The sequence below is a fragment of the Streptomyces composti genome, from assembly GCF_012034205.1.
GTDB classification, from domain to species: domain Bacteria; phylum Actinomycetota; class Actinomycetes; order Streptomycetales; family Streptomycetaceae; genus Streptomyces; species Streptomyces composti.
Genome location: NZ_JAATEM010000013.1, coordinates 68775 through 93551, shown reverse-complemented (window position 1 = coordinate 93551; position 24777 = coordinate 68775). Strand labels below are relative to the sequence as shown.

21 protein-coding genes are annotated in these 24777 nt (G+C 70.1%); 9 read left to right on the top strand and 12 right to left on the bottom strand.

Annotation, left to right across the window (positions count from 1 at the left end; all coding sequences use genetic code 11):
• The first annotated feature begins 145 nt into the window (after positions 1–145).
• Positions 146–2440 (top strand): transglycosylase domain-containing protein, encoded by a 2295-nt coding sequence (locus HCJ93_RS12635; protein WP_167994315.1) that lies wholly within the window; start codon positions 146–148, stop codon positions 2438–2440.
• Positions 2441–2529: 89 nt separating this feature from the next.
• Here HCJ93_RS12635 and HCJ93_RS12630 read toward each other — a convergent pair whose 3' ends face one another.
• The 4 genes from HCJ93_RS12630 to HCJ93_RS12615 form a co-directional block, all read right to left on the bottom strand.
• Positions 2530–4770 carry a SpoIIE family protein phosphatase gene (locus HCJ93_RS12630; RefSeq protein ID WP_373563577.1) on the bottom strand — a complete coding sequence of 747 codons (2241 nt, stop codon included), beginning with the start codon at positions 4768–4770 and terminating at the stop codon, positions 2530–2532.
• A 404-nt stretch (positions 4771–5174) separates the two neighbouring features.
• Complete coding sequence (fomD, locus tag HCJ93_RS12625) at positions 5175–5867, bottom strand: cytidylyl-2-hydroxypropylphosphonate hydrolase (RefSeq protein WP_167994313.1); 693 nt, start codon at positions 5865–5867, stop codon at positions 5175–5177.
• A gap of 83 nt (positions 5868–5950) precedes the next feature.
• A complete protein-coding gene (locus HCJ93_RS12620; RefSeq protein ID WP_167994311.1) occupies positions 5951–7336 on the bottom strand; it encodes a class II fumarate hydratase in 1386 nt (461 codons plus the stop codon).
• A gap of 962 nt (positions 7337–8298) precedes the next feature.
• Complete coding sequence (locus HCJ93_RS12615) at positions 8299–9975, bottom strand: fumarate hydratase (protein WP_167994309.1); 1677 nt, start codon at positions 9973–9975, stop codon at positions 8299–8301.
• 147 nt (positions 9976–10122) lie between these two features.
• Here HCJ93_RS12615 and HCJ93_RS12610 point away from each other — a divergent pair, with 147 nt between their 5' ends.
• Together HCJ93_RS12610 and HCJ93_RS12605 are read left to right on the top strand one after the other, a co-directional pair.
• On the top strand, positions 10123–10824 hold the full coding sequence (locus HCJ93_RS12610; RefSeq protein WP_167994307.1) for a DUF1707 SHOCT-like domain-containing protein: 702 nt from the start codon (positions 10123–10125) through the stop codon (positions 10822–10824).
• 472 nt (positions 10825–11296) lie between these two features.
• A complete protein-coding gene (locus HCJ93_RS12605; protein ID WP_167994305.1) occupies positions 11297–11674 on the top strand; it encodes a WhiB family transcriptional regulator in 378 nt (125 codons plus the stop codon).
• A 254-nt stretch (positions 11675–11928) separates the two neighbouring features.
• Here HCJ93_RS12605 and glpX read toward each other — a convergent pair whose 3' ends face one another.
• Complete coding sequence (gene glpX / locus HCJ93_RS12600) at positions 11929–12963, bottom strand: class II fructose-bisphosphatase (RefSeq protein WP_167994303.1); 1035 nt, start codon at positions 12961–12963, stop codon at positions 11929–11931.
• 91 nt (positions 12964–13054) lie between these two features.
• On the opposite strand from glpX, the gene HCJ93_RS12595 reads away from it, so the two are divergent.
• Entirely contained in the window at positions 13055–13612 is a 558-nt protein-coding gene (locus HCJ93_RS12595; RefSeq protein WP_167994301.1) for a DUF4245 domain-containing protein, read from the top strand.
• 171 nt (positions 13613–13783) lie between these two features.
• Here HCJ93_RS12595 and HCJ93_RS12590 read toward each other — a convergent pair whose 3' ends face one another.
• From HCJ93_RS12590 to xseA, 3 genes are all read right to left on the bottom strand, one after another.
• A complete protein-coding gene (locus tag HCJ93_RS12590; protein WP_167994299.1) occupies positions 13784–14374 on the bottom strand; it encodes a malonic semialdehyde reductase in 591 nt (196 codons plus the stop codon).
• A gap of 130 nt (positions 14375–14504) precedes the next feature.
• Positions 14505–14777: an exodeoxyribonuclease VII small subunit gene (locus HCJ93_RS12585; RefSeq protein WP_167994297.1), complete on the bottom strand. Its 273-nt coding sequence runs from the start codon at positions 14775–14777 to the stop codon at positions 14505–14507.
• A gap of 9 nt (positions 14778–14786) precedes the next feature.
• Positions 14787–15995, bottom strand: coding sequence for an exodeoxyribonuclease VII large subunit (gene xseA, locus HCJ93_RS12580; protein WP_167994295.1), 1209 nt, complete (start codon positions 15993–15995; stop codon positions 14787–14789).
• A 167-nt stretch (positions 15996–16162) separates the two neighbouring features.
• Here xseA and HCJ93_RS12575 point away from each other — a divergent pair, with 167 nt between their 5' ends.
• Together HCJ93_RS12575 and ppgK are read left to right on the top strand one after the other, a co-directional pair.
• On the top strand, positions 16163–17188 hold the full coding sequence (locus HCJ93_RS12575; RefSeq protein WP_206317308.1) for a 4-hydroxy-3-methylbut-2-enyl diphosphate reductase: 1026 nt from the start codon (positions 16163–16165) through the stop codon (positions 17186–17188).
• A gap of 110 nt (positions 17189–17298) precedes the next feature.
• Entirely contained in the window at positions 17299–18045 is a 747-nt protein-coding gene (gene ppgK / locus HCJ93_RS12570) for a polyphosphate--glucose phosphotransferase (protein ID WP_167994291.1), read from the top strand.
• Positions 18046–18114: 69 nt separating this feature from the next.
• On the opposite strand, the gene HCJ93_RS29170 is transcribed toward ppgK, so the two are convergent.
• Complete coding sequence (locus HCJ93_RS29170) at positions 18115–18666, bottom strand: DUF6542 domain-containing protein (RefSeq protein WP_309141388.1); 552 nt, start codon at positions 18664–18666, stop codon at positions 18115–18117.
• A gap of 411 nt (positions 18667–19077) precedes the next feature.
• Here HCJ93_RS29170 and ychF point away from each other — a divergent pair, with 411 nt between their 5' ends.
• Together ychF and HCJ93_RS30145 are read left to right on the top strand one after the other, a co-directional pair.
• The gene (ychF, locus tag HCJ93_RS12560) at positions 19078–20166 is read left to right on the top strand and encodes a redox-regulated ATPase YchF (RefSeq protein WP_167994287.1); all 1089 of its coding nucleotides are present in this window, start codon (positions 19078–19080) and stop codon (positions 20164–20166) included.
• 245 nt (positions 20167–20411) lie between these two features.
• Positions 20412–20603 carry an AbrB/MazE/SpoVT family DNA-binding domain-containing protein gene (locus HCJ93_RS30145; protein ID WP_167994285.1) on the top strand — a complete coding sequence of 64 codons (192 nt, stop codon included), beginning with the start codon at positions 20412–20414 and terminating at the stop codon, positions 20601–20603.
• An 84-nt stretch (positions 20604–20687) separates the two neighbouring features.
• Here the strand turns inward: HCJ93_RS30145 and HCJ93_RS30020 are convergent, their stop codons facing one another.
• The gene (locus HCJ93_RS30020) at positions 20688–21512 is read right to left on the bottom strand and encodes a very short patch repair endonuclease (protein ID WP_309141387.1); all 825 of its coding nucleotides are present in this window, start codon (positions 21510–21512) and stop codon (positions 20688–20690) included.
• Entirely contained in the window at positions 21509–22798 is a 1290-nt protein-coding gene (locus tag HCJ93_RS12545; protein ID WP_167994283.1) for a DNA cytosine methyltransferase, read from the bottom strand. Before HCJ93_RS12545 ends, HCJ93_RS30020 begins: the two co-directional genes overlap by 4 nt.
• A 120-nt stretch (positions 22799–22918) precedes the next feature.
• Between HCJ93_RS12545 and HCJ93_RS12540 the strand changes: the two genes are divergently transcribed.
• A complete protein-coding gene (locus tag HCJ93_RS12540) occupies positions 22919–23779 on the top strand; it encodes a GIY-YIG nuclease family protein (protein WP_167994281.1) in 861 nt (286 codons plus the stop codon).
• Positions 23780–23828: 49 nt separating this feature from the next.
• On the opposite strand, the gene HCJ93_RS12535 is transcribed toward HCJ93_RS12540, so the two are convergent.
• Positions 23829–24650 (bottom strand): hypothetical protein, encoded by an 822-nt coding sequence (locus HCJ93_RS12535; RefSeq protein WP_240967573.1) that lies wholly within the window; start codon positions 24648–24650, stop codon positions 23829–23831.
• Between the last annotated feature and the right edge of the window lie 127 nt (positions 24651–24777).

Sequence of the window (24777 nt, the reverse complement as noted above, 5' to 3'; positions counted from 1 at the left end):
TGGGACGGGTGCTGATTGTCACGTCCGTAACGACCGCATCGGCGGCCCTTTGTCACATCTGCCGGTGTTAGCTTTCTGAGCTGACCTGAGCGGCGAACCGTGTGGCACGCGGGCACACACGAATGAAGCGGAGCAGAAGGAACCCATGGGACGAGCGGAAGAAAGACGCGCACGACAGCGCGGCGGGCGCCGTGCGGCGCCCGGCGACCGCCGCTCGTCGGGGGCGGCCGGCCGCAGCGGCATACGCCGCCTGTTCACCTGGCGGAAGATCCTCGGCACCTTCTTCGGCCTCTGCCTGCTCGGCATGGGCGCCTTCATCGCGCTCTACCTGATGATCGACATCCCGGCGGCGGGCAACGAGGACGCCAAGCGGCAGGGCAACGTCTACAAGTACAGCGACGGCTCGATCATGGCCCGCACCGGCTTCAACCGTGAGGTCGTCGACCTGGCGCGGGTGCCGAAGCCGGTCCAGAAGACCTTCGTCGCCGCCGAGAACAAGACCTTCTACAAGGACGCCGGCGTCGACCTCAAGGGCACCGCACGCGGCCTGTTCAACACCCTCTCCGGCAAGGGCGCGCAGGGCGGCTCGACGATCACCCAGCAGTACGTCAAGAACTACTACCTGACGCAGGACCAGACCGTCAGCCGCAAGCTCAAGGAACTGGTCATCTCGCTGAAGCTGGACCGGGAGAAGTCCAAGGACTACATCCTCGCCGGCTACATCAACACCAGCTACTACGGCCGCAACGCCTACGGCATCCAGGCCGCCGCCCAGGCCTACTACCGCGTCGACGCCGAGAAGCTCACCGTCGAGCAGGGCGCCTACCTCGCCGCACTGCTCCAGGCGCCCAACCAGTACGACTGGGCGGTCGCCTCGGAGAAGGGCAAGAAGCTGGTCAAGGCCCGCTGGAACTACGTCCTGGACAACATGGTCGAGCAGGGCTGGCTGGACGCCTCCGAGCGGGCCGGCATGAAGTTCCCCGTACCCGAGCCGCCCAAGGGCGAGCCCGGCCTGAAGGGCCAGACCGGCTACCTGGTGAGCGCGGCCAACGACGCGCTGAAGCAGCAGCTGATCGCCGAGGGTACCGCCGAGGACGCCAAGCAGGCCGACGCCCTGGTGGACGCGGGCGGCTGGACCGTCACCCTCAACATCGACAAGAAGAAGCAGGCCGCCCTCGAGAAGGCCGTGCAGACCCAGCTCCACGAGAAGCTGGACCCCAAGGACCGCAAGGTCGACGCGGACATCCAGGCCGGCGCCGCCTCCGTGAACCCCAAGACCGGCGCGGTCGTGGCGATGTACGGCGGGCAGGACTACCTCAAGCACTACGTCAACAACGCCACCCGCACCGACTACCAGGTCGCCTCCACCTTCAAGCCGGTCATCCTGGCCGCCGCCCTCGAGGAGCAGGCCACCACCCAGTCGGGCAGCCCCATCACCGCCGACACGATCTACGACGGCACCAGCGAGCGCGAGGTCGTCGAGGACGGCCGCAAGGTCGGCTTCGCACCCGAGAACGAGGACGACCGCGACTACGGCCCCATCACCGTCCAGACGGCGATGAACAAGTCCGTCAACTCCGTCTTCGCGCAGATGGGCGTCGACATCGGCATGCCGAAGGTGATGGAGACCGCCGGCAAGCTCGGCATGAAGGTCGAGGACCTCGAGGCAGTACCCGCACAGACCCTGGGCTCCATGGGCGCCAGCCCGCTGCAGATGGCCGGCGTCTACGCCACCCTCGACAACCACGGCAAGAAGGTCACCCCGACCATCATCAAGAAGGCCGAGCACCGCACCCGCACGGTCACCATGCCGGACGCGGTCGGCGAGCGCGTCATCAGCCGCGCCGCCGCCGACACCGTGACCTCGGTGCTCACCGGCGTGGTCGACGACGGCACGGCGCAGGCGGCGGTCCGCAACAACCCGCTGCGCAAGGGCCAGCAGGTCGCCGGCAAGACCGGAACCTCCGACAACAACAAGTCGGCCTGGTTCACCGGCTACACGCCCGACCTGGTCACCTCCGTCGGCCTGTTCGGCGAGGACGACAAGCCCCCGCACAAGCAGGTGGAGATGTACGGGGCGGGCGGCGAACGGCGCGTCAACGGCGGTGGCTACCCGGCGCAGATCTGGGCGGCGTACATGTTCGGCGTGCTGGACGAGACCAGCACGTTCGACCTGGACACCGAACAGGGCGCCGCGGTCCAGCCGTCCTGGACACCCTCGCCCACCCGGAGCCCCTCGCAGACGCCGAGCCAGGAGCCGTCGAGCGAGCCCCCAACCTCCGCGCCGCCGTCCCAGGAACCCACGCAGGAGCCGACGTCCGAGCCGCCGAGCCACTCGCCTCCGACGTTCAAGCCCCCGACGGACGGCCAGCCCTCACCCCCGCCCACCCTGGAACTTCCGGGCGACCCGGACGACCCGCAGGGGCAGCACCAGCAGTAGGCGCCGCCTCGACCGTCAGGGCGCGGGGCCCGTGCGGGTGCCGTACACCAACGGCACGCCCACACGGGCCCCGCGGCCCAGGCTGATGTTCAGCCGCCCGAGTTGTTCAGTTCGAACCAGACCACCTTGCCGGTGCTGAGGCGCGTCGCACCCCAGCGGCGGGCCAGCCGGTTGACCAGGTACAGGCCGCGTCCGCCCTCGTCGGTCGCCCGGGCCTGCCGCAGCCGGGGCAGCTGGGGGACGTCGTCGCCGACCTCGCAGCGCAGCACGTCCGTGCGCAGCAGGCGCAGCGTCACCGGTCGCGTGGCATAGCGGACCGCGTTCGTCACGACCTCGCTGACCAGCAGCTCCACCGAGTCGCTGAGCTCCTCCATGCCCCAGCGGGACAGCGCCCGCCGGGCCAGCCGCCGGGCCCGGCCGGGTGCCGCGTCCTCCGGCTCCAGGAACCAGTACGCCACGTCGCTCGGCGCGATCCCGTCGAACCGCGCAGCGAGCAGCGCGATGTCGTCGTCCCGGTCGCCCGGCCCGAGCATGTCCAGCACCTCGTCGCACAGCGCCTCCAGCGGCGGCGCGTGCCCGGGACCGGTGAGCTGGGCGGTCGCCGCGAGCTTCTCGCGCAGCTGCTCGATGCCCGTCCACACGTCCCGCAGACGCGACTCGACCAGGCCGTCGGTGTACAGCAGCAGCGTCGCCCCGGCGGGCGCGTCCAGCTCCACGGCCTCGAAGTCCACCCCGCCCACGCCGATCGGCGCGCCCGCGGGAACCTCCAGCACCTCTGCCTCGCCGCCCAGATGCAGCAGCACCGGCGGCGGATGACCGGCGTTGGCCACGGTGATCCGGTGCGCCACCGGGTCGTACACCGCGTACAGGCAGGTCGCCATGCGGTCCACGCCGAGCCGCTGCGCCTGCTCGTCGAGGTGGTGCAGCACCTCCTGCGGCGGCAGGTCCAGGCCCGCGAGGGTCTGCGCGGTGGTGCGCAGCTGGCCCATGATCGCGGCGGAGGTCATGGAGTGCCCCATGACGTCCCCGACCACCAGGGCCACCCGGCTGCCGGGCAGCGGGATCGCGTCGTACCAGTCGCCGCCGACCCGCGCGGTCTCCGCCGCCGGCAGGTAGCGCGAGGCGAGCCGCACGCCGGTGCAGCGCGGCAGGTTCTCCGGCAGCATGGTGCGCTGCAGCTCGTCGGCGATGTACGCCTCCCGCCCGTACAGCACCGCCTTGTCGATGCCGAGGGCGCTGTGCGTGGCGAGCTGCGCGGCGACCAGCAGATCGTCCGCCTCGAACGGGATGCGCTCGGTGCCGCGCAGGAACAGCGCGGCACCGATCACCCGGCGTCGGCCGCGCAGCGGCGCGAGAATGGCCCGCTGCCCGTCCGGCACGGCCGACTCGCGGCCCTCGCCGAGAAGTTCGGGCAGCGCGGCGCGTGCGGCGGGCGCCTCCGTGAACACCGGTCGCACCCCGCGCAGCACCTCGGCGAGCGCGCTGCCGGGCCGCACGGTGCACAGCTCGGCGCCGACCGACTCCAGCTCGGAGGACGGCTCCGGCTGGACGGCCGCGGCGAAACCGCTCTCGGTGTCCCGCTCGGGCGGGATGCGGTCGGTGCGGCGCAGCCGCAGCACCAGCGGGCCGGTCGGCCGCTCGTCGCCGACCGGCAGCGGGTCGCGCAGATAGACCAGAATGGCGTCGGCGAAGGTGGGCACGGTCGCCCGGCACAGCCCCATCACGATCTCGTCGAGATCGAGGCCGCGGGCGATCCGCCGGGTCGCGGCGCCGACGAAGCGCAGCCGGTCCCCGTCCCGCCGCATCGGCGTGGGCCGCCCGGGCGGCGTCCCCTTGCCCGTGCGCCGCTCCCGCCCGTCCGGGCGCCCCGCGGACGCCGCCGGCTCACCGCCGGCCGGCTGCACCGGGATGCCCTCGGGCACGGGCCGCGGCCGGTGCGGGTCCGGCGCCGCGCTCTGCTCGGCTCCCGGCTGGGAGTGCTCGGTGCGGGGCGCCGAAGGCGGGGAGCCCGAGGAGCGCGAGGCGCTCGGGGTACTCGCCGTGTCCGGGGTCCGCCCGCCGGCGGGTGCGCCGGTGGCCGCCGCGGAGGCACCCGGGGATTCCGGACCGCCGCCGGCCGCCGTCCTCCCGGACGCACCCGCCGCCTCGGACGACCCGGACGAGCCCGAGGGCTTGCCGGAGGATGCGCCGGCCGGCCTGCCGGAGGATCCGGACGGCGCACCGGGTTTCGTACCGGACGCCCCGGAGGACTTCCCGGACGTACTCCCCGCCGCCGGAGGCTCGGCGCCGGAGCGGCTCTGTGCCGGTAAGGCCGGGGCGGCGCCGGGCACGCGGGCCGGTGTCTGGGTGTGCACCGGCGCCCCGCCGGGACCGGCGGGGCGCCGCCCGGCTGGGGGCGTTCGAAGGAGGTCGGCTGCTCCGTCACGCGTGTCGAGTCCGTCCGTCCGGCGCTGTGCGCCCTGCGTGCACTTCGTCCCGCCGAGATTCCGATACCCGGAAAACAACTGCCGGGAACGGGATCCGCGTGTGGTCAGAGGATGTTTCTGTGCCGTAGGCCGACCGTGCCCGGCCCGTACCGGTGTTGCTGCCGTACCCCTCGATCACGTCCTGCCGCCCCTCGGTGACGTCCGGTCAAGCCCAGCGCGTGCTCCGGTAGTTGCCGCCCGGTCGATATCTGCTCCCTGTCTTGCGGAGGACGATCCTACGTTTCGTGCCCGGGGGCGCATCAAGGGTCTCATGAGGACACATGCGCGGGCGTGCGGTCCCAGTCCTGCGGCAACGACGGTACCGGCCAGGCCGGATCCGGGCGCCAGTTCGGCCAGTCCTCCGAGAAGGGAGGTCCCCAGGCGGTGATCACCTCCACCGCGGCCCGGCCGGCCTCGCGCACCCGTCCGGCCAGCGCGGAGTCCACCAGACCGTCCCGCTGCGCCTGCGCGAACTCGTCCTCGTCACGCCAGTGCCAGGTGCCGTCCGGCCGCACCGAGATGTCCAGGAAGTGATCCTCGGAGTCCACGCCGCCCGCCCAGCGGGTGAGCGGCTCCTCGAGATTCACGTACCAGTTCTTGAACCGCCAGCCCGGCTCCCAGAACAGCCACACCGACCAGGGGTCGCCGGGCCGGGCCAGCTTCAGCACGCCGGTGCCGGACCAGCGGTCCCGCCGCACCGTGCGCGGCTTGGTGTAACGGGTGGTCAGGGGCTCGCGGTGCACCGGTGTGCCGTCCGCGAGGACCGGTTTCACGCACTCGGTGCCCGGCGCCATCCACACCGCGAGCAGCTCCGCGTCGTCGCGTACGACCGTGACGGGGCGCGCGATGTGGAAGCGCGCGCCGCCGTTCTCCCGGTACCGCCACAGGATCTGTGTCCCGGGCGCCCAGAAGTCCGCCGTACCGCCCGCCTGCCCGCGCCTCACCGCTCCGCCCTCTGTCATGCGCAGATACTAGGTGCCACAGGCATACGACGCTGCGGCACCCGCCACGGTTCACCCGTGCCGGAGACGGCCGGACCGCGTCGTCACGGCCGTGTCATCCGCAGGACGTCCAGCGCCTCGTCGAGCTGCTCCACGGTGAGGTCGCCGCGCTCGACATATCCGCCCTCCAGCACCACCTGCCGGATGGTCTTCCGCTCTGCCAGCGACTTCTTGGCCACCTTCGCGGCCTCCTCGTAGCCGATGTACTTGTTGAGCGGGGTGACCACGGACGGCGAGGACTCGGCGTACTCGCGGGCCCGCTCGCGGTCGGCCTCGATCCCGTCCACGGTGCGGTCCGCCAGCAGCCGGGAGGCGCTGGAGAGCAGCCGGATCGACTCCAGCACGTTCTTGGCGATGACCGGCAGCATCACATTGAGCTCGAAGTTGCCGGAGGCGCCGGCGTGGGTCACGGTCGCGTCGTTGCCGATCACCTGGGCGCACACCATCAGCACCGCCTCCGGGATCACCGGGTTGACCTTGCCCGGCATGATCGACGAGCCGGGCTGCAGGTCGGGCAGGCGGATCTCGGCCAGCCCGGTGCGCGGGCCGGAGGACATCCACCGCAGATCGTTGGCGATCTTCGTCAGGCTCACGGCGATGGTGCGCAACTGGCCGCTGGTCTCCACGATCCCGTCGCGGGCGCCCTGCGCCTCGAAGTGGTCGCGCGCCTCGGTCAGCGGCAGGCCGGTGACCCGGGCGACCTCCTCGATCACGGCGGCGGAGAAGCCGGGCGGGGTGTTGATTCCGGTGCCCACGGCGGTGCCGCCGAGGGGAAGTTCGGCCAGGCGCGGCAGGGAGGCCCGGAGCCGTTCGACGCCGTACCGCACCTGCGCGGCGTAGCCACCGAACTCCTGGCCGAGCGTCACCGGGGTCGCGTCCATCAGGTGCGTGCGCCCCGACTTCACCACATCGGCGAACTCCTCGGCCTTGCGCTCCAGCGACGCGGCCAGATGCTCCAGCGCCGGGATCAGGTCCCGGGTGACGGCGGCGGTGGCCGCGATGTGGATGGAGGAGGGGAAGACGTCGTTGGACGACTGGGAGGCGTTGACGTGGTCGTTGGGGTGCACGTCCCGGCCGAGCCGCTCGCTCGCCAGCGTCGCGATGACCTCATTGGTGTTCATGTTCGACGAGGTGCCCGACCCGGTCTGGAACACGTCCACGGGGAAGTGCGCGTCCCACCGCCCCTCGGCGACCTCGCCGGCCGCCTCCTGGATCGCCTCGGCGATGTCCTTGTCCAGCACCCCGAGCCGGGCGTTCACCTTCGCCGCGGCGCCCTTGATCCGGGCCAGCGCCTCGATGTGCGCCCGCTCGATCCGCTGCCCCGAGACCGGGAAGTTCTCGACCGCCCGCTGCGTCTGCGCCCGCCACTTCGCATCCACGGGCACCCGCACCTCGCCCATGGAGTCGTGCTCGATCCGGTATTCGCTCATAACGGGTACAGCGCCCGAGCGCCCGGGGATGTTCCGCCCATTGACCCACCCGGGGGTCACCGAGCACCCCCGGCCCCGCGCCACCCCCGCGCCTTCCCCTTCCAGGGGGCCGCTCCCCAGCCCCCGGCGGCAGGGCGGGCTGAGGGCTGGGAGCGGGGGCGTGCTTGTGCTGTGAGGGGGCTTTGCCCCCAGCACCCCCGGTCGGGCCGGCCGACGCGGGGATGCGTTCTGGCGCGCTCGTGCCCCGGTCCTCGTCCCCGGGCCTCCGGTCGGGTCGGGGCCGGGCGGGGGTGCTCTTGCGCGTTGGCGCTTACGTGGGCTCCGCCCCCAGCCCTCCGGCGGCAGGCCGGGCCGGCCCGGAATCCGGGGGTGCTTGCGCGCTCGCGCCCGGGGGCTTTGCCCCCTGACACCCGGTCGGGCCGGCGGGCCCCGGCGCCGAGGTGGCCCATGTGCGCTCGCACGCCCGGGGGCTTCACCCCATGGCTCCGAGGCGATCCGAGGCTGGAGGGGCAGGACGCCGGTGCGTGCTCGTCTTCCGGGAAACCGGCTCGCCCTGTGTTACGTCCGGGAGAAGTGCGTCGGCGTCGGTGTCCGGGCCGGTCCGGGGGAGGGAGGAGGGCTGGGGGCTCTGCGTGCCGAGGTCGCGCGTGACCGACCGACGGGCGCCCCTCCGGCCGGGCGGCGCGCAACGGCCGGCGCGCGTCTGGCCGACGTATCACACGCTGCCCTGAAGCACACCGAGTGCAGCGAGTTGCCTGTTCGGTGCGCGTTCGAGGTGCCGAGGCGGGTGGTGGGGCAGGCCAGGGGGCGGGGGCGGAGCCCCCGGGGCGTCACCGCGGGCGGGCGTTGCGCCACACACCGTCAGACACGCGCCGTACGAGGCGACTTGCCGGTCCGGCGCGTGTCCGAGAAGCCGGGGGCCCGGAGGGCCGAGCCCCCGGACCTGTCGGACTCGCGGGTGGTCAGGAGAGGCCGGGGCCGCGGACCGGGATGGAGGTGAAGGTGGGAGCGGGGGACGGGTCCTGGAAGAAGTCGTTGCCCTTGTCGTCGACGACGATGAACGCGGGGAAGTCCTCGACCTCGATCTTCCAGACCGCCTCCATGCCGAGCTCCTCGTACTCGAGCACCTCGACCTTCTTGATGCAGTCCTGCGCCAGCCGGGCGGCCGGGCCGCCGATGGAGCCCAGGTAGAAGCCGCCGTGCGCGGCACACGCATCGGTGACCTGCTTGCTGCGGTTCCCCTTCGCCAGCATCACCTTGGAGCCGCCCGCGGCCTGGAACTGCTCCACGTAGGAGTCCATCCGGCCGGCGGTGGTCGGGCCGAAGGAGCCGGAGGCGTAGCCCTCCGGGGTCTTCGCCGGGCCGGCGTAGTAGACCGGGTGGTCCTTCAGGTACTGCGGCATCTCCTCGCCCGCGTCCAGCCGCTCCTTGATCTTGGCGTGCGCGATGTCCCGCGCCACGACCAGCGGACCGCTCAGCGACAGCCGGGTCTTCACCGGGTGCTTGGTCAGCTCCGCGAGGATCGCGTCCATCGGCTGGTTGAGGTCGATCTTGACGACCTCCCCCTCGTCCGCCAGCTGCTCGGGCGTGGTGTCCGGCAGGAACCGCGCCGGGTCCGTCTCCAGCTGTTCCAGGAAGACGCCCTCGGCGGTGATCTTCGCGACGGCCTGGCGGTCCGCCGAGCAGGAGACCGCGAGCGCGACCGGGCAGGAGGCGCCGTGGCGGGGCAGGCGGATCACGCGCACGTCGTGGCAGAAGTACTTGCCGCCGAACTGCGCCCCGATGCCGATCTTCTGCGTCAGCTCGAAGACCTTCTCCTCCAGCTCCTTGTCCCGGAAGCCGTGCCCCAGCTCGGAGCCCTCGGTCGGCATGTTGTCCAGGTAGTGCGCGGAGGCGTACTTGGCGGTCTTCAGCGCGTACTCGGCACTGGTGCCGCCGACCACGATCGCCAGGTGGTACGGCGGGCAGGCGGCCGTGCCGAGCGAACGGATCTTCTCCTCCAGGAACGTCATCATGGAGGCCTCGTTCAGGACCGCCTTGGTCTCCTGGTAGAGGAAGGACTTGTTGGCGGAGCCCCCGCCCTTGGCCATGAAGAGGAACTTGTACGCGTCGCCGTCGGTCGCGTACAGCTCGATCTGCGCGGGGAGGTTGGTGCCGGTGTTCTTCTCCTCCCACATGGTGAGCGGAGCCATCTGCGAGTAGCGCAGGTTGAGCTTCCGGTACGCGTCGTAGATGCCGCGGCTCAGCGCCTCCTCGTCCCGCCCCTGGGTCAGCACGTTCTGCCCGCGCTTGCCCATCACGATGGCCGTGCCGGTGTCCTGGCACATCGGCAGCACGCCCGCCGCCGCGATGTTGGCGTTCTTGAGCAGGTCCAGCGCCACGAACTTGTCGTTGCTGGACGCCTCCGGGTCGTCGATGATGCGGCGCAGCTGGGCCAGGTGGGCCGGGCGCAGATAGTGCTGGATGTCGCGGATGGCCTCCTCGGCGAGCTTGCGCAGCGCCTCCGGCTCCACCTTGAGGAAGGTCCGCCCGTCGGCCTCGAAGGTGGAGACACCTTCGGAGGTCACCAGCCGGTACGGGGTGGTGTCCTCTCCCGTGGGGAGCAGATCGGCGTACTCGAACTCAGGCATCGCGCCCATTCCTCACTCGACAGACGGCTGCCCGCCTCCGTCGGCGGGCGCCCACCAGCGTAAAACCTGCGGACCGCGGCTGAGCCTGTGAGGTAAGGCTCAGTTGCCGGACCACAGGGGGTGTCGCGATCTATCGTGTTTGGGTACGCTGCTGCCGTGGACCTTCAGAAGCACGCACCGCAGCAGGACAACGCACCGAGGCCCGCCGAGCTGCGGGCCTCGGACGCCGACCGTGACCGCATAGCCGAGCTTCTGCGCGAGGCCCTGGCCGAGGGCAGGCTGACCGCCGAGGAGCACGCCGAGCGGGTCGAGGGCGTGCTGGCCGCCAAGACGGTGGGGGAGCTCGAGACGTTCGTCCGCGACCTCCCGGCCGGCCACCAGCGCCGCCCTGCCCCCGCCCCGAGCCGTCCCGCGGCCGACGCCATCCCGGTCGACGCGGACGACAACGTCGTCGCGGTGTTCAGTGCCGCCGTCCGCAAGGGCCGCTGGCGCGCGGGCCGCCGCATCCACGCGTACGCGATCTTCGGCAGCGTGGAGATCGACCTGAGCGAGGCGCTCTTCGATCACCAGCAGGTCGTGATCAAGGCGTTCTCCGTCTTCGGCAACGTCGAGGTCCGCGTCCCGGAGAACGTCTCGCTGCGCGGCCTGGGTGGCGGCGTGCTCGGCAACTTCGAGGTGGCCTCGCTCGACGCGGAGGACCCCGAGGCGCCGGTGGTCTACGTCGACGGCTGGGCGGTCCTGGGCAATGTGGAGGCGCGCCCGAAGCGGGGCAAGCTGGTCGCCGACATCATGGACAAGGTGCAGCGCTCGCTGGACCGCGCACACCATCGCGGCATGCGCAAGCATCTCGGGCACTGACGGCAGGCGCGAACAACCCTTCCACTACTGATGATTTCGGGCGTATCGGTTATTTGTGGCGCATGTGGGCGTAGGTCGCCGGGGTGAAGGCAAGCATTCAGCCGCCGGTCGCCGGTCGCCGTTCGCCGGCCGCCCGAGGGCATCGGCCGGCCGCATCGGCCGGCGGCAACGGCCGTCCCCGCGGCCTCCCGTGCCACTGAACGCGGTTCCCGTACCGGGCGGTTGGGGACTCAGTGCATAGGCACGCGCACAACGGGTAAGCCTTGCTGCATCGTCTCCAGGAGGGCGCCGCGGGACTCACGCGGAGCCCGGCACACCCGGCACGCCCGCTCGCGGCGTTGCCGAACCGCCCTCGCGGGCCGGCCGCGGGGGACGGCTCGGCGCCGCGGTGTCGGACGCACCGGTCACTCCGGGCTCACCACGTGGATCTCGCAGCCCCCTCCAGCCGCGAAGCCGTCGTCAGGAGTTGACCGTGCTGCAACCGCCGCATTCGTCCCTGCAGGTAGCTGCCGTTCCGGCCCAGCGGGTGCCAGCGCGCGACAGGGACCAAGACACCCCCTGGCACACCGAGGCGGTGTGCCGCCGCGACGAGGCCGGTCTGTTCTTCGCCCCGTCGAAGGAGCCCACCGCGGCCCGCCTCTCCCGCGAGGAGGCGGCCAAGCGGGTCTGCGCCCGCTGTCCGGTCATGGTGGAGTGCCGCGAGCACGCCCTTCTCCAGCCCGAGCCCTACGGCGTCTGGGGCGGCCTGACCGCGGCCGAGCGCCGCGTGGTCCTGGCCCGCCGCCGGCGGCGTGAGATGGAGCTGAAGAAGGCCGCCCGCACGACGAACCGCATAGCCGCGGCCGGCTGATCCCGCACCGGAGCAGCGGGCGCACGCGACCGGACACGGGAACGACAACCCGGGAACGACCGCCCGGGAAGCGACCGCACGAGACAACTGCACGAGACAACTGCACGGGAAGCGACCGCACGAGACACGAGACAACTGCACGAGGCGCCGAGGAGGCAGCCGCACCAGAACGGCCGTACGGCCCCGGCCGTACGAAGAGGGCACCCCCTCCGCACAGGGGGTGCCCTCTCATGTCACCGGGCCGAAGCCCTGCCTCACTTGGCCCGGTCGAAGTCGATCGCGCTGTAGGCCCGCAGCTTGCTCAGCCGGTGCTCGGAGTCGATCCGCCGCACCGTTCCCGACTTGGAGCGCATCACGATGGAGTCGGTGGTGGCCGTCTCCGACCGGTACCGCACGCCCCGCAGCAGCTCGCCGTCGGTGATGCCGGTGGCCACGAAGAACACGTTGTCCCCGGTGACCAGATCCTCCGTCGTCAGCACCTTGTCCAGGTCGTGCCCCGCGTCGACGGCCCGCTGCCGCTCCTCCTCGTCCTTGGGCCAGAGCTTGCCCTGGATCGTCCCGCCCAGGCACTTCACGGCACAGGCCGAGATGATGCCCTCGGGGGTGCCGCCGATGCCGAGCAGCAGATCGATGCCGGTGCCCTCGCGCAGCGCCAGGATCGAGCCCGCCACGTCACCGTCCGAGATCAGCTTGATCCGCGCCCCGGTCTCCCGGATCTCCTTGATGATGCCCTCGTGCCGCGGCCGGTCCAGGATCACCACGGTGACGTCCTCGGGCGTGCCCCGCTTCGCCTTGGCGACCCGGCGGATGTTCACGCTCACCGGCGCGTTGATGTCGACGAAGTCCGCCGCCTCGGGCCCGGTGACCAGCTTGTCCATGTAGAAGACCGCCGACGGGTCGAACATCGAGCCGCGCTCGGCCGCCGCGAGGACCGAGATGGCGTTGGTCATGCCCTTGGCGGTCAGTGTCGTGCCGTCGATCGGGTCGACGGCGATGTCGCACTCCGGTCCGGTCCCGTCACCCACGCGCTCGCCGTTGTAGAGCATCGGGGCCTCGTCCTTCTCGCCCTCGCCGATGACGACCACGCCGTTCATCGAGACGGTGGAGACGAGCGTGCGCATGGCGCGCACCGCGGCCCCGTCGGCGCCGTTCTTGTCCCCTCGGCCGACCCAGCGGCCGGCGGCCATCGCCGCGGCCTCCGTCACCCGCACCAGTTCCAGGGCGAGGTTGCGGTCGGGGGCCTCGGAGGGCACATCGAGCTCGGACGGCAAGTGGTGATGATCGGTCATCGGAGCGCACCTTTCTGTACGACGACGGCCGGATGAGGGTGTGGGCCCGACTCTATCGTTAGGCAGACAAAATGAGCAGGGGACCCCACGGATGAGCGCTCCGGACACCTGCGACGATAGGGGCGTGGCAGGAAAGAGCAGCGTGCAGAAGTCGGCCCGGGACATGATCCTCTCCCTGGGCCTCATCGGTCTGGTGGCGGGAGTGGTCTGGCTGTTCCTCCCGCACGACGACAGCGACCCGGAGCTGAAGCGGGTGGACTACCGGGTCGAGCTGCTCACCGCCCGCCGCGCCGCCTCCTACCCGGTGGCCGCCCCCGAGGGCCTGCCGAAGACCTGGAAGGCGACCTCCGTGCGCTACCGCGGCGAGGAGGGCGAGGCCTGGCACCTCGGCTTCCACACCCCGGAGGGCGAGTACATCGGGGTGGAGCAGTCCACGCGCAAGCCGGTGCTGTTCATCGAGGAGGCGACCCAGGGCGCCGAGAAGACGGACGTCACCCAGGAGATCAACGGCGAGACCTGGACGCGCTACGACGGGGACCACTACGACGCGCTGGTCCTCGAGGGCAAGGACGGCGCGACCACGGTGGTGACCGGCACGGCGCCCTTCGGGCAGCTGGCGAAGATGGCACAGGCGCTGCGCACCGAGTGAGCCGCCGGCAGGCAGACGCGACAGGGCCCTCGCGGATCGCTCCGCGAGGGCCCTGTTCCGTGACCGGGTGAGTGTGCGGCCGGCGGCCGGTCTTCCGCCTGGGGTGCTTCCGCGTGGGGCGGTACGCCCGGCGGAGTCGGACGCGGCGGTGCGTCCTGCGGTCCTGCGCGGTCAGACCTCGCTGACGACCTGCTCGTACTCCAGCCGCGGGCTGCGCGGGAACCAGGCGTCCGGGCCGGGACGGCCGATGTTGACGATCATCAGCGGGGTGTGGTCGTCGTCCAGGAACTCCTTGCGGACGCCCTCGTGGTCGAACCCGGTCATCGGCCCGGCGGCCAGCCCCGCGGCCCGCACGCCGATGATGAAGTAAGCGGCCTGCAGGGCGGCGTTCAGCGCGGCGGACTTCTCCCGGACCGGGCGCTCGGCGAAGAAGAGGTCCTTGGCCTGCGGGAAGTGCGGCAGCAGGGCGGGCAGTTCCTCGTGGAACTCGTTGTCCGCGGAGAGGATCGCGACCAGGGGCGCGGACGCGGTCTTGGCCCGGTTGCCCTCGGCCAGGTGCGGCAGCAGCCGCTCGCGGGCCTCGGTGGAGCGGACCAGGGTGATCCGCAGCGGGCACTGGTTGAAGGCGGTGGGGCCGTACTTGACCAGGTCGTGGATCGCCCGCACCTGCTCCTCGGTCACCGGTTCGTCGGTGAACGTATTGGCGGTGCGCGCCTCGCGGAACAGCAGGTCCTGGGCGGCCGGGTCAAGAGCAAGTGACATTGCGTGAACCTTCTCGGTGGTGCGGTTGACGCATCCGACCGTACGCCCAAAGAAGTTCAACGCTCAACAAAATCTGGGCTGTGGTGATCCACTTCACAGGTCCCGTCCCCGGCACCGCGCCGCCGGCGGGCTACGCGTCCTCGCCCGCGTCCTCGGCCTCCGCCTCCTCCGCCAGCGCCGCGTCCAGCCGGGCCCGCGCACCCTCCAGCCAGCGCCGGCACACCTTGGCCAGCTCCTCGCCGCGCTCCCACAGCGCCAGTGACTCCTCCAGCGTCGTGCCGCCCGCCTCCAGGCGCCGCACGACCTCGATCAGCTCGTCCCTGGCCTGCTCGTACCCCAGTGCCTCGGCCACCGCCGCCTGCTCCGTCCCGCCGGTCACCGTCTGCTCCGTCTCGCCGGTCATCAGCCCACCCTACGCATCCACGCGGACCGTGAACTCGCCCTCCGACACCCGGGCCCGCAGCGCCTCGCCGGGCCGCACCTCTTCCGCCGAGCGCACCGCATGTCCGTCGGAGCGCTGCAGCACGGCGTAGCCGCGCTTCAGCGTCGCTGCGGGGGAGAGGGCCACCACCCGCGCATGCGTGTGGGCCAGCTCCGAGTCCGCCCGGTCGAGCTGGTGCCGCAGACAGCGCCTGCTCCGCTCGATCAGCGCGGTGACCTCCTCCGCACGGACGTCGATCATCCGGTGCGGATCCTGTATCGAGGGCCGGGCCAGAGCGTGCGCCAGGCCCCGCTCCTCGCGGTCCAGGAACGCCTCCACACAGCGCCGCGCCCGGTCCCGCAGCATCCGCACCCGCTCGAACTCCTCACCCACGTCCGGCACGACCTTCTTGGCCGCGTCCGTCGGCGTGGAGGCGCGCAGATCGGCGACGTAGTCGAGCAGCGGATTGTCCGGCTCGTGACCGATCGCCGAGACCACCGGCGTACGGCAGGCGGCCACCGCGCGCACCAGCTGCTCGTCGGAGAACGGCAGCAGATCCTCCACGCTGCCGCCGCCGCGCGCCACGATGATCACGTCCACCTCGTCGATGTCGTCCAGCTCCTTCACCGCCTGGACGACCCCCGGCACCGCGTGCACCCCCTGCACCGCCACATTGCGCACCTCGAAGCGGACCGCGGGCCAGCGGTGCCGGGCGTTCTCCAGCACGTCCCGCTCGGCGGCCGAGGCACGCCCGCACACCAGCCCGACCAGCTGCGGCAGGAACGGCAGCGGCTTCTTGCGCTCCTCCGCGAACAGACCCTCCCGCGCCAGCGACTTCTTCAGCTGCTCGAGGCGGGCCAGCAGCTCCCCGACCCCCACCGGACGGATCTCGGCCGCCCGCAGCGACAGCTGCCCGCGCGGCGCGTACCACTCCGGCTTGCAGTGCACGATCACCCGCGCACCCTCGCTCACCACGTCCGCCACCGCCTCGAACACCTGCCGGCGGCAGGTCACGCCCACGGAGATGTCGTACGACGGGTCGCGCAGCGTCAGGAACACCATGCCCGCACCGGGCCGCCGCGACAGCTGGGTGATCTGCCCCTCGACCCACACCGCGCCGAGCCGGTCGATCCAGCCTCCGATGAGCCGCGACACCTCGCTGACCGGCAGAGGTGATTCCGCAGACGTTGTGACAGCCATGCCCGCGAGAGTAGTGCGCCGCACCGACAGCGCACCGTGACCGCCCCGCGCCCGCCCCCCATCCCTCTCCGCGACCGGTCCCTCTGCCCGCCGCGCCCGGTCGCTCCGCCACCTCGCGCCCGGTCCTCTGCCGCCGCTGATCCGGGCGAGGGGGCCCGGCCCTTACGATGGACCGCATGACTGCTTCGCCTGGCCGCCGTGTCCTGCTCGCCGCCCCCCGGGGCTACTGCGCGGGTGTGGACCGCGCCGTGATCGCCGTCGAGAAGGCTCTCGAGCAGTACGGTCCGCCCGTCTACGTCCGGCACGAGATCGTGCACAACAAGTATGTGGTGCAGACCCTGGAGAAGAAGGGCGCCATCTTCGTCGAACGGACGGAGGAGGTCCCGCCGGGCAACATCGTGATGTTCTCCGCGCACGGCGTCGCCCCCGTCGTGCACGAGGAGGCCCGGCGCGGCCGGCTCGCCACCATCGACGCCACCTGCCCGCTGGTCACCAAGGTCCACAAGGAAGCGGTCCGGTTCGCCAAGGAGGACTACGACATCCTCCTGATCGGACACGAGGGCCACGAGGAGGTCATCGGCACCTCCGGCGAGGCCCCCGAGCACATCCAGCTGGTCGACGGCCCGGGCGACGTGGAGAAGGTCGAGGTCCGCGACCCGAACAAGGTCGTCTGGCTCTCCCAGACCACGCTCAGCGTCGACGAGACCATGGAGACCGTCGACGCCCTCAAGGAGAAGTTCCCGCAGCTGGTCTCCCCGCCCAGCGACGACATCTGCTACGCCACGCAGAACCGCCAGCTCGCGGTCAAGCAGATGGGCGCCCAGGCCGACCTGGTGATCGTGGTCGGCTCCCGCAACTCCTCCAACTCCAAGCGGCTGGTCGAGGTCGCCAAGCTGGCCGGCGCCCGCGAGGCGTACCTGGTGGACTTCGCCGACGAGATCGACGAGGCCTGGCTGGAGGGCGTCACCACGGTCGGCGTCACCTCGGGCGCCTCGGTGCCGGAGGTGCTGGTCGAGCAGGTTCTGGAGTGGCTCGCCCAGCGCGGCTTCGAGGACGTGGAGATCGTCAAGGCCGCCGAGGAGTCCATCACCTTCTCGCTGCCCAAGGAGCTGCGCCGCGACCTGCGTGAGGAGGCCGCCGCCCTGGTGGCCGAGCGGGGCGGCGCCGGGAGCGGCGAGCCCGCGGCCGAGTGACCGCGGCGTCCGCCCCGCCCGTCACGGAAAGTGCCGCATCGTCACGGAGGGTGCTGGAGGTCACGGAGATCGACTCCGTGACCTTCCGTGGTCCGTCGTAACGTAAGGCTATGCAGATCTTCGGCGTGGACATCGGCGGATCCGGGATCAAGGGCGCCCCGGTCGATCTGGACAAGGGGGATCTGGCGCAGGAGCGCCACAAGGTCCTCACCCCGCACCCGGCCACGCCCGACGCGGTGGCCGACGGCGTCAAGCAGGTCGTCGACCACTTCGGCTGGACCGGCCCGGTCGGCATCACCTTCCCCGGCGTGGTCACCGACGGCGCCACCGTCCGTACCGCCGCCAACGTAGACAAGAGCTGGGTCGACACCGACGCGCGCGTCCTGCTCGGCGACCGTCTCGGCGGCCTGCCGGTGACCGTGGTCAACGACGCGGACGCCGCCGGCATCGCCGAGATGCACTTCGGCGCGGGCCGCCACCACCGGGGCACCGTCATCGTGCTGACCTTCGGCACCGGCATCGGCAGCGCCCTGTTCACGGACGGGGTACTCGTCCCCAACACCGAGCTCGGCCATCTGGAGCTGCGCGGCCACGACGCGGAGAAGCGCGCCTCCAGCAAGGCCAAGGAGGACCACGACCTGTCCTGGGAGGAATGGGCCCGCCGGGTGAAGAAGTACCTGGCCCACGTCGAGATGCTGTTCTCGCCGGAGCTGTTCATCATCGGCGGGGGCGTCAGCCGCAAGGCGCACAAGTTCCTGCCGCACATCAAGGGCATCAAGGCCGAGATCGTCCCCGCCCAGCTGCAGAACAACGCGGGCATCGTCGGAGCGGCGATGCGAGCGGCCACCGGCGTCTGACCGGCCGGCGACCGGGAGCCGGCCCGAAGCGGCGCCGGCCTCCCTCGGGTCACGGGTGCACGCACCCGGTCAGCGGCGCACGTGCCCGGACCCGGACCCGGCCCTCCGCCCGGCCCTCCGCTCCCGGCGGATCATGCGCATCCGCCGCACCAGAACGATCACCCCCGCCACCAGCGTCCCCCCGTACAGCCACCCGGCCTGGGTCGCGAGACCGGTCACCAGCCCCATCAGCCTGCTGCCCGTGCTGCCGTCGCCCCGCTCGGCGACCGGTACCAGCCCCACCAGGAAGCCCACCGGCACCACCACCGGCGCGGTGAGCAGATCACCGCGGCGCACCCACAGCGCCGTCAGCGCGCACACCGGCAGGAACAGCACCCCGTACACCGTCTGGGCCGCCCGCCCGAACAGCGCGCCGGCGAGCAGACCGAGCACCAGCAGCGCCGCGATGCAGAAGAGCCCGGTGCCGAGCCCGGTGAGCCGGGGACCGGGAAACCGGCGGGCGGCCGCGGTGGCGGCGGCCGGCCGGCGCTGTACGGGACGCGGCGCGCGGGCCGCCGGCCGGGACGTCCGCGGGGACCGGGAGACGCCGCCCCCGGTGGCCCGCCCCGCCTGCGGAGGCACCGGCGCCGGCTTCCGGGGTGCCGGAGCCCGCTTCCTGGCCGGCGCCTGCCCCGGCGCACGGGCCGGCGAGGGTGCCGCCCTGGCCTGCCGGGCGGCCCTGCCCGCCCCGGAAGGTCTGGCCTCGGGCCCGTCCCGTCGCGGCGGGTACTGCGCGGATCGCGTCCTAGGTTGCTCCACTGGACCAACTTAGGTCGGCTTATGTGCCGAATAGCCCGACAGACACGCCGGGGTACCGCCACGACCAGGCGTTCGATACGCCGCCGGGGTGGGCGCGGTCACGCCGTAGACTGGTGGATCGGCCCGCGCGGACCAGTCGGCAGGCCGAGCACCCCCATCCTGATCCAGTCCTGAATCCAGTCCTGAAGCCAGTCCTGATCCAGTTCTCATCCTCACGTACGGGAAGTCGCAAACGTGTCGCTCACGATCGGAATCGTCGGTCTGCCGAATGTCGGCAAGTCGACCCTGTTCAACGCCCTGACCAAGAACGACGTGCTGGCGGCCAACTACCCGTTCGCCACCATCGAGCCGAACGTCGGCGTGGTCGGCGTCCCCGACCCCCGGCTGCAGAAGCTGGCGGAGATCTTCGGCTCGCAGCGGATCCTCCCGGCGACGGTCGACTTCGTGGACATCGCGGGCATCGTGCGCGGCGCCTCCGAGGGCGAGGGCCTGGGCAACAAGTTCCTGGCGAACATCCGTGAGTCCGACGCGATCTGCCAGGTGATCCGTGCCTTCAAGGACGAGAACGTCGTGCACGTGGACGGCAAGGTCTCGCCGAAGGACGACATCGAGACGATCAACACCGAGCTGATCCTGGCCGACCTGCAGACCATCGAGAAGGTCCTGCCGCGCCTGCAGAAGGAGTCGCGGATCAAGAAGGACGTGGCTCCCAAGGCCAAGGCGGTCGAGGAAGCCAAGGAGATCCTGGAGAAGGGCGACACCCTCTTCTCGCAGGGCATCGTCCAGGGCAGCGAGCGCGCCGAGCTGTTGCACGACCTGCACCTGCTCACCACCAAGCCCTTCCTCTACGTCTTCAACGTCGACGAGGACGAGCTGGTCGACGAGGACTTCAAGAACGAGCAGCGCGCGCTGGTCGCCCCCGCCGAGGCGATCTTCCTCAACGCCAAGCTGGAGGCGGAGCTCGCCGAGCTGGACGAGGAGGAGGCCCTGGAGCTGCTCCAGTCCGTCGGCCAGGACGAGCCCGGCCTCGCCACCCTCGCCCGCGTCGGCTTCCAGACCCTCGGCCTGCAGACCTACCTCACCGCGGGCCCCAAGGAGTCCCGCGCCTGGACCATCAAGAAGGGCGCGACCGCCCCGGAGGCCGCCGGAGTCATCCACACCGACTTCCAGAAGGGCTTCATCAAGGCGGAGGTCATCTCCTTCGACGACCTCGTCGAGGCCGGCTCGGTCGCCGAGGCCCGCGCCCGCGGCAAGGCCCGCATGGAGGGCAAGGACTACGTGATGCAGGACGGCGACGTGGTGGAGTTCCGCTTCAACGTGTAGCGGGTTCCGTGGCTCAGCATCGCTGATCTAGCAAACATGCAGGTCAGAGGGGGTCTACCTCTTCGAGGTTAGGCCCCCTTCTTGTGCCCGTGCTGACTTGGTGCTGACCTGTCGGCACCGCTCATCACCCCTCTGCATCCCTCCCGTGCTGGTTTGGTGCTGACCCGGCCCCTTATGTCGGGCGCCGAGGCAGGCGGCCCGCACTCCCCGCCCTCGCTGTCGGTGCCGCGTGGGAGACTCCACGCATGTTGCGTGAGCCAGAAGAAGTGACCATCAGCGAGACCGGGCAGGTAACCCTTCCGCTGGGGCTCCTCGCGCAAGCGGGCGTCTCTCCGGGGACGCCTGTGGTCGCGTACAGCACGGGGGACGGTCGGATCGTGCTCCGCCGCCATGAGGATGCGGTGCGGGAGCTGATCGAACAGGGGAGACTCGACTAAGGGATCGCCGTCTCGCCCTGGTCGGCGAGGCGGAAAATGGGTGGAAAAGGCGGCAAAGTCCGGAACTGCGGCTTTGCTCACGCCTCATTCAGGCAACCCCTTCAGTCGGCTGCCCGCGCTACCTGTTCCCATACCTTCCAGCCGTTCCCTCACGACCTGACTTACTCTCTCTGCAGCCTGCGACGCGTCTTCGTGTTCCCAGAGACGTACGACCTTCCAGCCATGCTCTTCGAGCGTGGCTGTCGTTTCCGCGTCTCGGGCTTGGTTTCCCGCGATCTTGTCTTTCCAGAATTCCGCACGCTTTGAGGCAGGGCGATAGTGCTCCGGACAGCCATGCCAGAAACATCCATCGACAAACACAGCTACGCGGGCTTTCGGGAATACGATGTCGGCCGTTCTGCGCAACTCCGGTATCGGCCGTGTGGAAACCCGATAGCGAAGTCCCTTACGGTGAAGTGCTGACCGAAGAAGGCGTTCCGGTTTCGTGTCTCTTCCCTTGTTGGCCTGCATCACCGCCCGGGACGCGAGAGACGACGCCCAGGAACTGGATGGAACCTCTTCGGTAGTGACGTACCCGGCGGCACGGGCCATTTCCCAGGCTGTTTTAAGGTTGGCGGCACGAGTCGAGGCATCCACCTCGCCTACGTACCGCTCGCGCGTTTCCCCCGCTTGTGACCACCGCAGGTAGGCACGGATACGGCGTTGCTTGCGGTACAGGCGTAGGGCGATGGAGGCGCGCGCGTATCGCCCCTCACCCAAGCTGACGGCGCGCATATGGGAGCCGCCGGCGGCCCGATCCTGCTCAGCCGCGCGAGCGTGTTTGCTCATGCCGGCTTTCGGCTTCCAGGCCGTATCGGCGGGGACGCGCTCCTTCCAGTGCCGCCGCTGATCACTCGCGGTCTCTGTCACTGCCTCTTCTCCGCGTCCGCTAGCGCAGCCGCCACCGCCCTCGCGAAGGCTGCTCCGAGCTTGACAGGGACGGCGTTGCCGAGCTGGCGCATCTTCTCGCCGCGTGGCCCCTCAAGGACCCAGCGGTCAGGGAACGTCATGACCCGCGCGGTCTCGCGCACCGTCATATACCGGTAGCCGGTTCCATCGTATTCGGGGTCGTCCAATCGCATCACGGACTCCCCACCGGGGACACCGTGAACACCAGCCTTCACAGTTTTCGCCGGGCGATCCAGGAGATTAGGAGTGTGACCTGGGTACATTCGCGCCCCTGGCCACCCGAAGTGATCCGGAATTTCGCCAACCTGCCGCTTCGGCTTAAGCGCCTCCACCGGAATGGGAGGAAGTGGCTTACCCTCGTTCTCGTCGATCCCCGCGATGGCGTCCCTGAGTGTACGCCAGGGCTTCAGCTTCAGCTTTTCCTTAACTTTCTCGTTCTCAAGGTCGAGATCGGGCAGGTTCTCGATGACGCGCTTCTTCACGTCGTCGTCTACCTCCGTATGCCTGTCCCAGTACGGCCCGCCATCCCGCATTGAATGAATCAGGGCCTCTTCCGAGTACTCCGGCTTGGGGCGATACTTCTCCCAGTCGATTCCGAGGTCCGCGCGGAAGGCAACGATAATCACCCGATGGCGAATCTGTGGGACACCGTAGTCAGCCGCGTTGACGGGCATGTGAGTCACCACATAGCGCTCGGACGGATCGGTGTCATCGTTGGCGATGGCCTTCGCTAGAGCCTCGTCGTGTTCCTCCCATGTCGCCCCGTCTCGCGTGAGGAAGGGGAGTGTCAGTTCACGCTTGATGTACTCGAAGTACGGGGCGAACGAAGGGCGTAGAAGGCCGCGGACGTTCTCGCAGATGACCGCTTTGGGCTTCAGTTCACGGATGGCGCGGAACATCTGAGGGAACATGTTGCGTTCGTCCTCGTCGCCCCTGTGTACGCCGCCCAGGCTGAACGGCTGGCACGGTGGACCTCCGGCGATGACATCGACGGGCTCCTTCACCTCTTTGGTGAAGTCGATCTCCCGGACGTCTCCCTCGATGAGCGGCCAGGGGCGGGCGGGCCTGTCGCCGTTGGCGGGCTCCGCCGGGTTGCTCCGTAGGGTCTCGCACGCCCGCTTGGCGAACTCGTTGACCAGCAGTGGACGGAAGCCCGCCGAGTGCACGGCCATCGCTAGCCCCCCACCGCCGGCGAACAACTCGACACAGGTCCCCACCTCTCGGCGGGCTTCTCGCAGCTCAGACATGGGAGAAGCGTACCGCGGAGTTGTTGATCATTGTGTCGACTTCAGTAACTTTCTTCTCACGACCCACCGGATCACCGGATAGGCTGACGGCGATCACGCGTTCGGGAGGGTTTCACTCGCATGGCCAGCCGGTTCAGCAGTCAGTTCCGCCTCAGCATCACGCAAGCTCTCGGGGATCAACTGGCGGAAGCGCTTGGAAAGCTGACACGTGCTCCACTCACTCGGCACAACCTCGATCTGCTGGACGAGCAGGCGGAAGCCGAGCGGCTGGCCAGCAAGTCCGGCGTGTACCAGCTCTATCGCGGCGACAAGCTCGTGTATGTAGGGAAGGCCGATAAGCCTCTTCCTGCTCGGCTTGGCAACCATCTTCGGAAGATCTCTGGTCGCCGGAACATCTCCCTCAATGAGATCACTTTCAAGTGCCTCTATGTCGCCGAGGATTTCACTGCGGTCGCTCCCGAAAAGCTGCTCATTAAGAAGTATAAGGCGGACGGTCATATCCCCTGGAACGCTAACGGGTTCGGCAACAAGGACCCCGGGCGCAATCGTGACCGAACAGTCTTGAAAGCCAACCACTTTGACATGCTATTCCCGATTGACCTGGACCGCAGGGCTGAGAACCTGACTCGCGGGGAGCAGAGGCTGTCAGACCTGCTTCAGTCGATAAAGGATGGTCTTCCTTACAATTTCCGCTTCCAGGAGAGTCCTCAGTTCGATGAGATCTCCGTGTTCGTGCCGTCAGTCGACATGACGGCGGACGAGGTCTTCCGCCTCGTCGCGGCGCAATTGCCGGATACCTGGCAGATCAGCGCCCTCATGGGCTACGTGATCATGTACGACGACAAGCGGGTGGACTACCCGAGCGCGTGGCGTTACTACCGAGGCTCCGAGGTCGTGGCGCACCAGCCAGCTTCCAAACCCGCCAACAGTAAGGACGAGGAGCCGGAGGACGACGAGGAGGAAGAGGCGCGCTCGTTCTGACGTCCTTTGCAGGTGATTCGTGGGCGGTTCGTCTTGACACCAGCCAAGATCATCCGCAGGTGGCGGCCCGACGGGCAACTTCCTGCTCGATGGCGGTAGTTACGGCGGGCCACGGGACGGGAAGCGGAGTGATCGTCGTCCAGTACTGGTGCGATGCTCGAACCACGGCGCTCGCTCCGAGACCTACAGCCCCTGGGGTCATCGCGCCCAGGACCCGACGGGTCACCCCGCCCGCGCCGCGTGCGGCCGGCGTGATGCCGTTGCCCAGGAGGAGCGTCGCCGTGCGAAGCGCGTCTAAGGTGGGAGCGGGGGCGGCTCCGGCAAGAGAGCCGAAGATCAGTTCCTTCCAGCTCCGCAGCGTCCGGGCCCAAGCTAAGCGTTCAAGGCCCGTGCCCAGGTCGACGGCCATGCGTTGAGGGTTCTCTCTGTTCCAGAGGAGCACGATGTCGCCGAGCGTGAGGTCCAGGTGGCGGAACATGAGGGTCACGCCGGCCACCTGGCGGCGGTGCCAGACCTTCAGCTGACCGTAGAGGCTGAGATGCCGGGCATGGAAGCCGAGTCGTGAGAGGACGTAGAGCCAGTCGTCGAGGACGGCGGCGTACTCGTCGATGCTCTGTATCGGCTGGACGCGCGAGACGTTGACGAAGGAGGTCAGGTAGCCGTCGAGGAGCTCTCCCGTGGCGTCTCGCTCCCCGGTGAAGCGGACCACCGGTTGCGGAATGAATCCACTGCGGTAGGTCACGGGACGGCCGTCTTTGAGGAGGGGGTCGAGGGCTTGGACCGCCGAGATGGCCAGCTCGGTTTCCCTTCCCCAGCGAAGCGGGATGCACGCGTCGCGAGGAACGCCGCGGGCCGCGAAGGCGTCTTCCAAGGTGGCCAGGAGCTCGGCCCACGAAGGCGGCCGGCGAGGCGGCGCGTACGGTGACCCTCGGCGACGGTGGCGGATCTCAAGATCCGTGCCCTCGAACGTGAACTCCCAGGCTGATCCGAGGACTTGG

What these genes read in the sequence shown, in the direction of transcription:
- HCJ93_RS12635 (WP_167994315.1), top strand. Translation starts at nt 146, where the DNA reads ATGGGACGAGCGGAAGAAAGACGCGCACGACAGCGCGGCGGGCGCCGT.
- fomD (WP_167994313.1), bottom strand. Translation starts at nt 5,867, where the DNA reads ATGACAGAGGGCGGAGCGGTGAGGCGCGGGCAGGCGGGCGGTACGGCG.
- HCJ93_RS12620 (WP_167994311.1), bottom strand. Translation starts at nt 7,336, where the DNA reads ATGAGCGAATACCGGATCGAGCACGACTCCATGGGCGAGGTGCGGGTG.
- HCJ93_RS12615 (WP_167994309.1), bottom strand. Translation starts at nt 9,975, where the DNA reads ATGGGCGCGATGCCTGAGTTCGAGTACGCCGATCTGCTCCCCACGGGA.
- glpX (WP_167994303.1), bottom strand. Translation starts at nt 12,963, where the DNA reads ATGACCGATCATCACCACTTGCCGTCCGAGCTCGATGTGCCCTCCGAG.
- HCJ93_RS12595 (WP_167994301.1), top strand. Translation starts at nt 13,055, where the DNA reads ATGAGCGCTCCGGACACCTGCGACGATAGGGGCGTGGCAGGAAAGAGC.
- HCJ93_RS12590 (WP_167994299.1), bottom strand. Translation starts at nt 14,374, where the DNA reads ATGTCACTTGCTCTTGACCCGGCCGCCCAGGACCTGCTGTTCCGCGAG.
- HCJ93_RS12585 (WP_167994297.1), bottom strand. Translation starts at nt 14,777, where the DNA reads ATGACCGGCGAGACGGAGCAGACGGTGACCGGCGGGACGGAGCAGGCG.
- xseA (WP_167994295.1), bottom strand. Translation starts at nt 15,995, where the DNA reads ATGGCTGTCACAACGTCTGCGGAATCACCTCTGCCGGTCAGCGAGGTG.
- HCJ93_RS12575 (WP_206317308.1), top strand. Translation starts at nt 16,163, where the DNA reads ATGGACCGCATGACTGCTTCGCCTGGCCGCCGTGTCCTGCTCGCCGCC.
- ppgK (WP_167994291.1), top strand. Translation starts at nt 17,299, where the DNA reads ATGCAGATCTTCGGCGTGGACATCGGCGGATCCGGGATCAAGGGCGCC.
- HCJ93_RS30145 (WP_167994285.1), top strand. Translation starts at nt 20,412, where the DNA reads ATGTTGCGTGAGCCAGAAGAAGTGACCATCAGCGAGACCGGGCAGGTA.
- HCJ93_RS12545 (WP_167994283.1), bottom strand. Translation starts at nt 22,798, where the DNA reads ATGTCTGAGCTGCGAGAAGCCCGCCGAGAGGTGGGGACCTGTGTCGAG.
- HCJ93_RS12540 (WP_167994281.1), top strand. Translation starts at nt 22,919, where the DNA reads ATGGCCAGCCGGTTCAGCAGTCAGTTCCGCCTCAGCATCACGCAAGCT.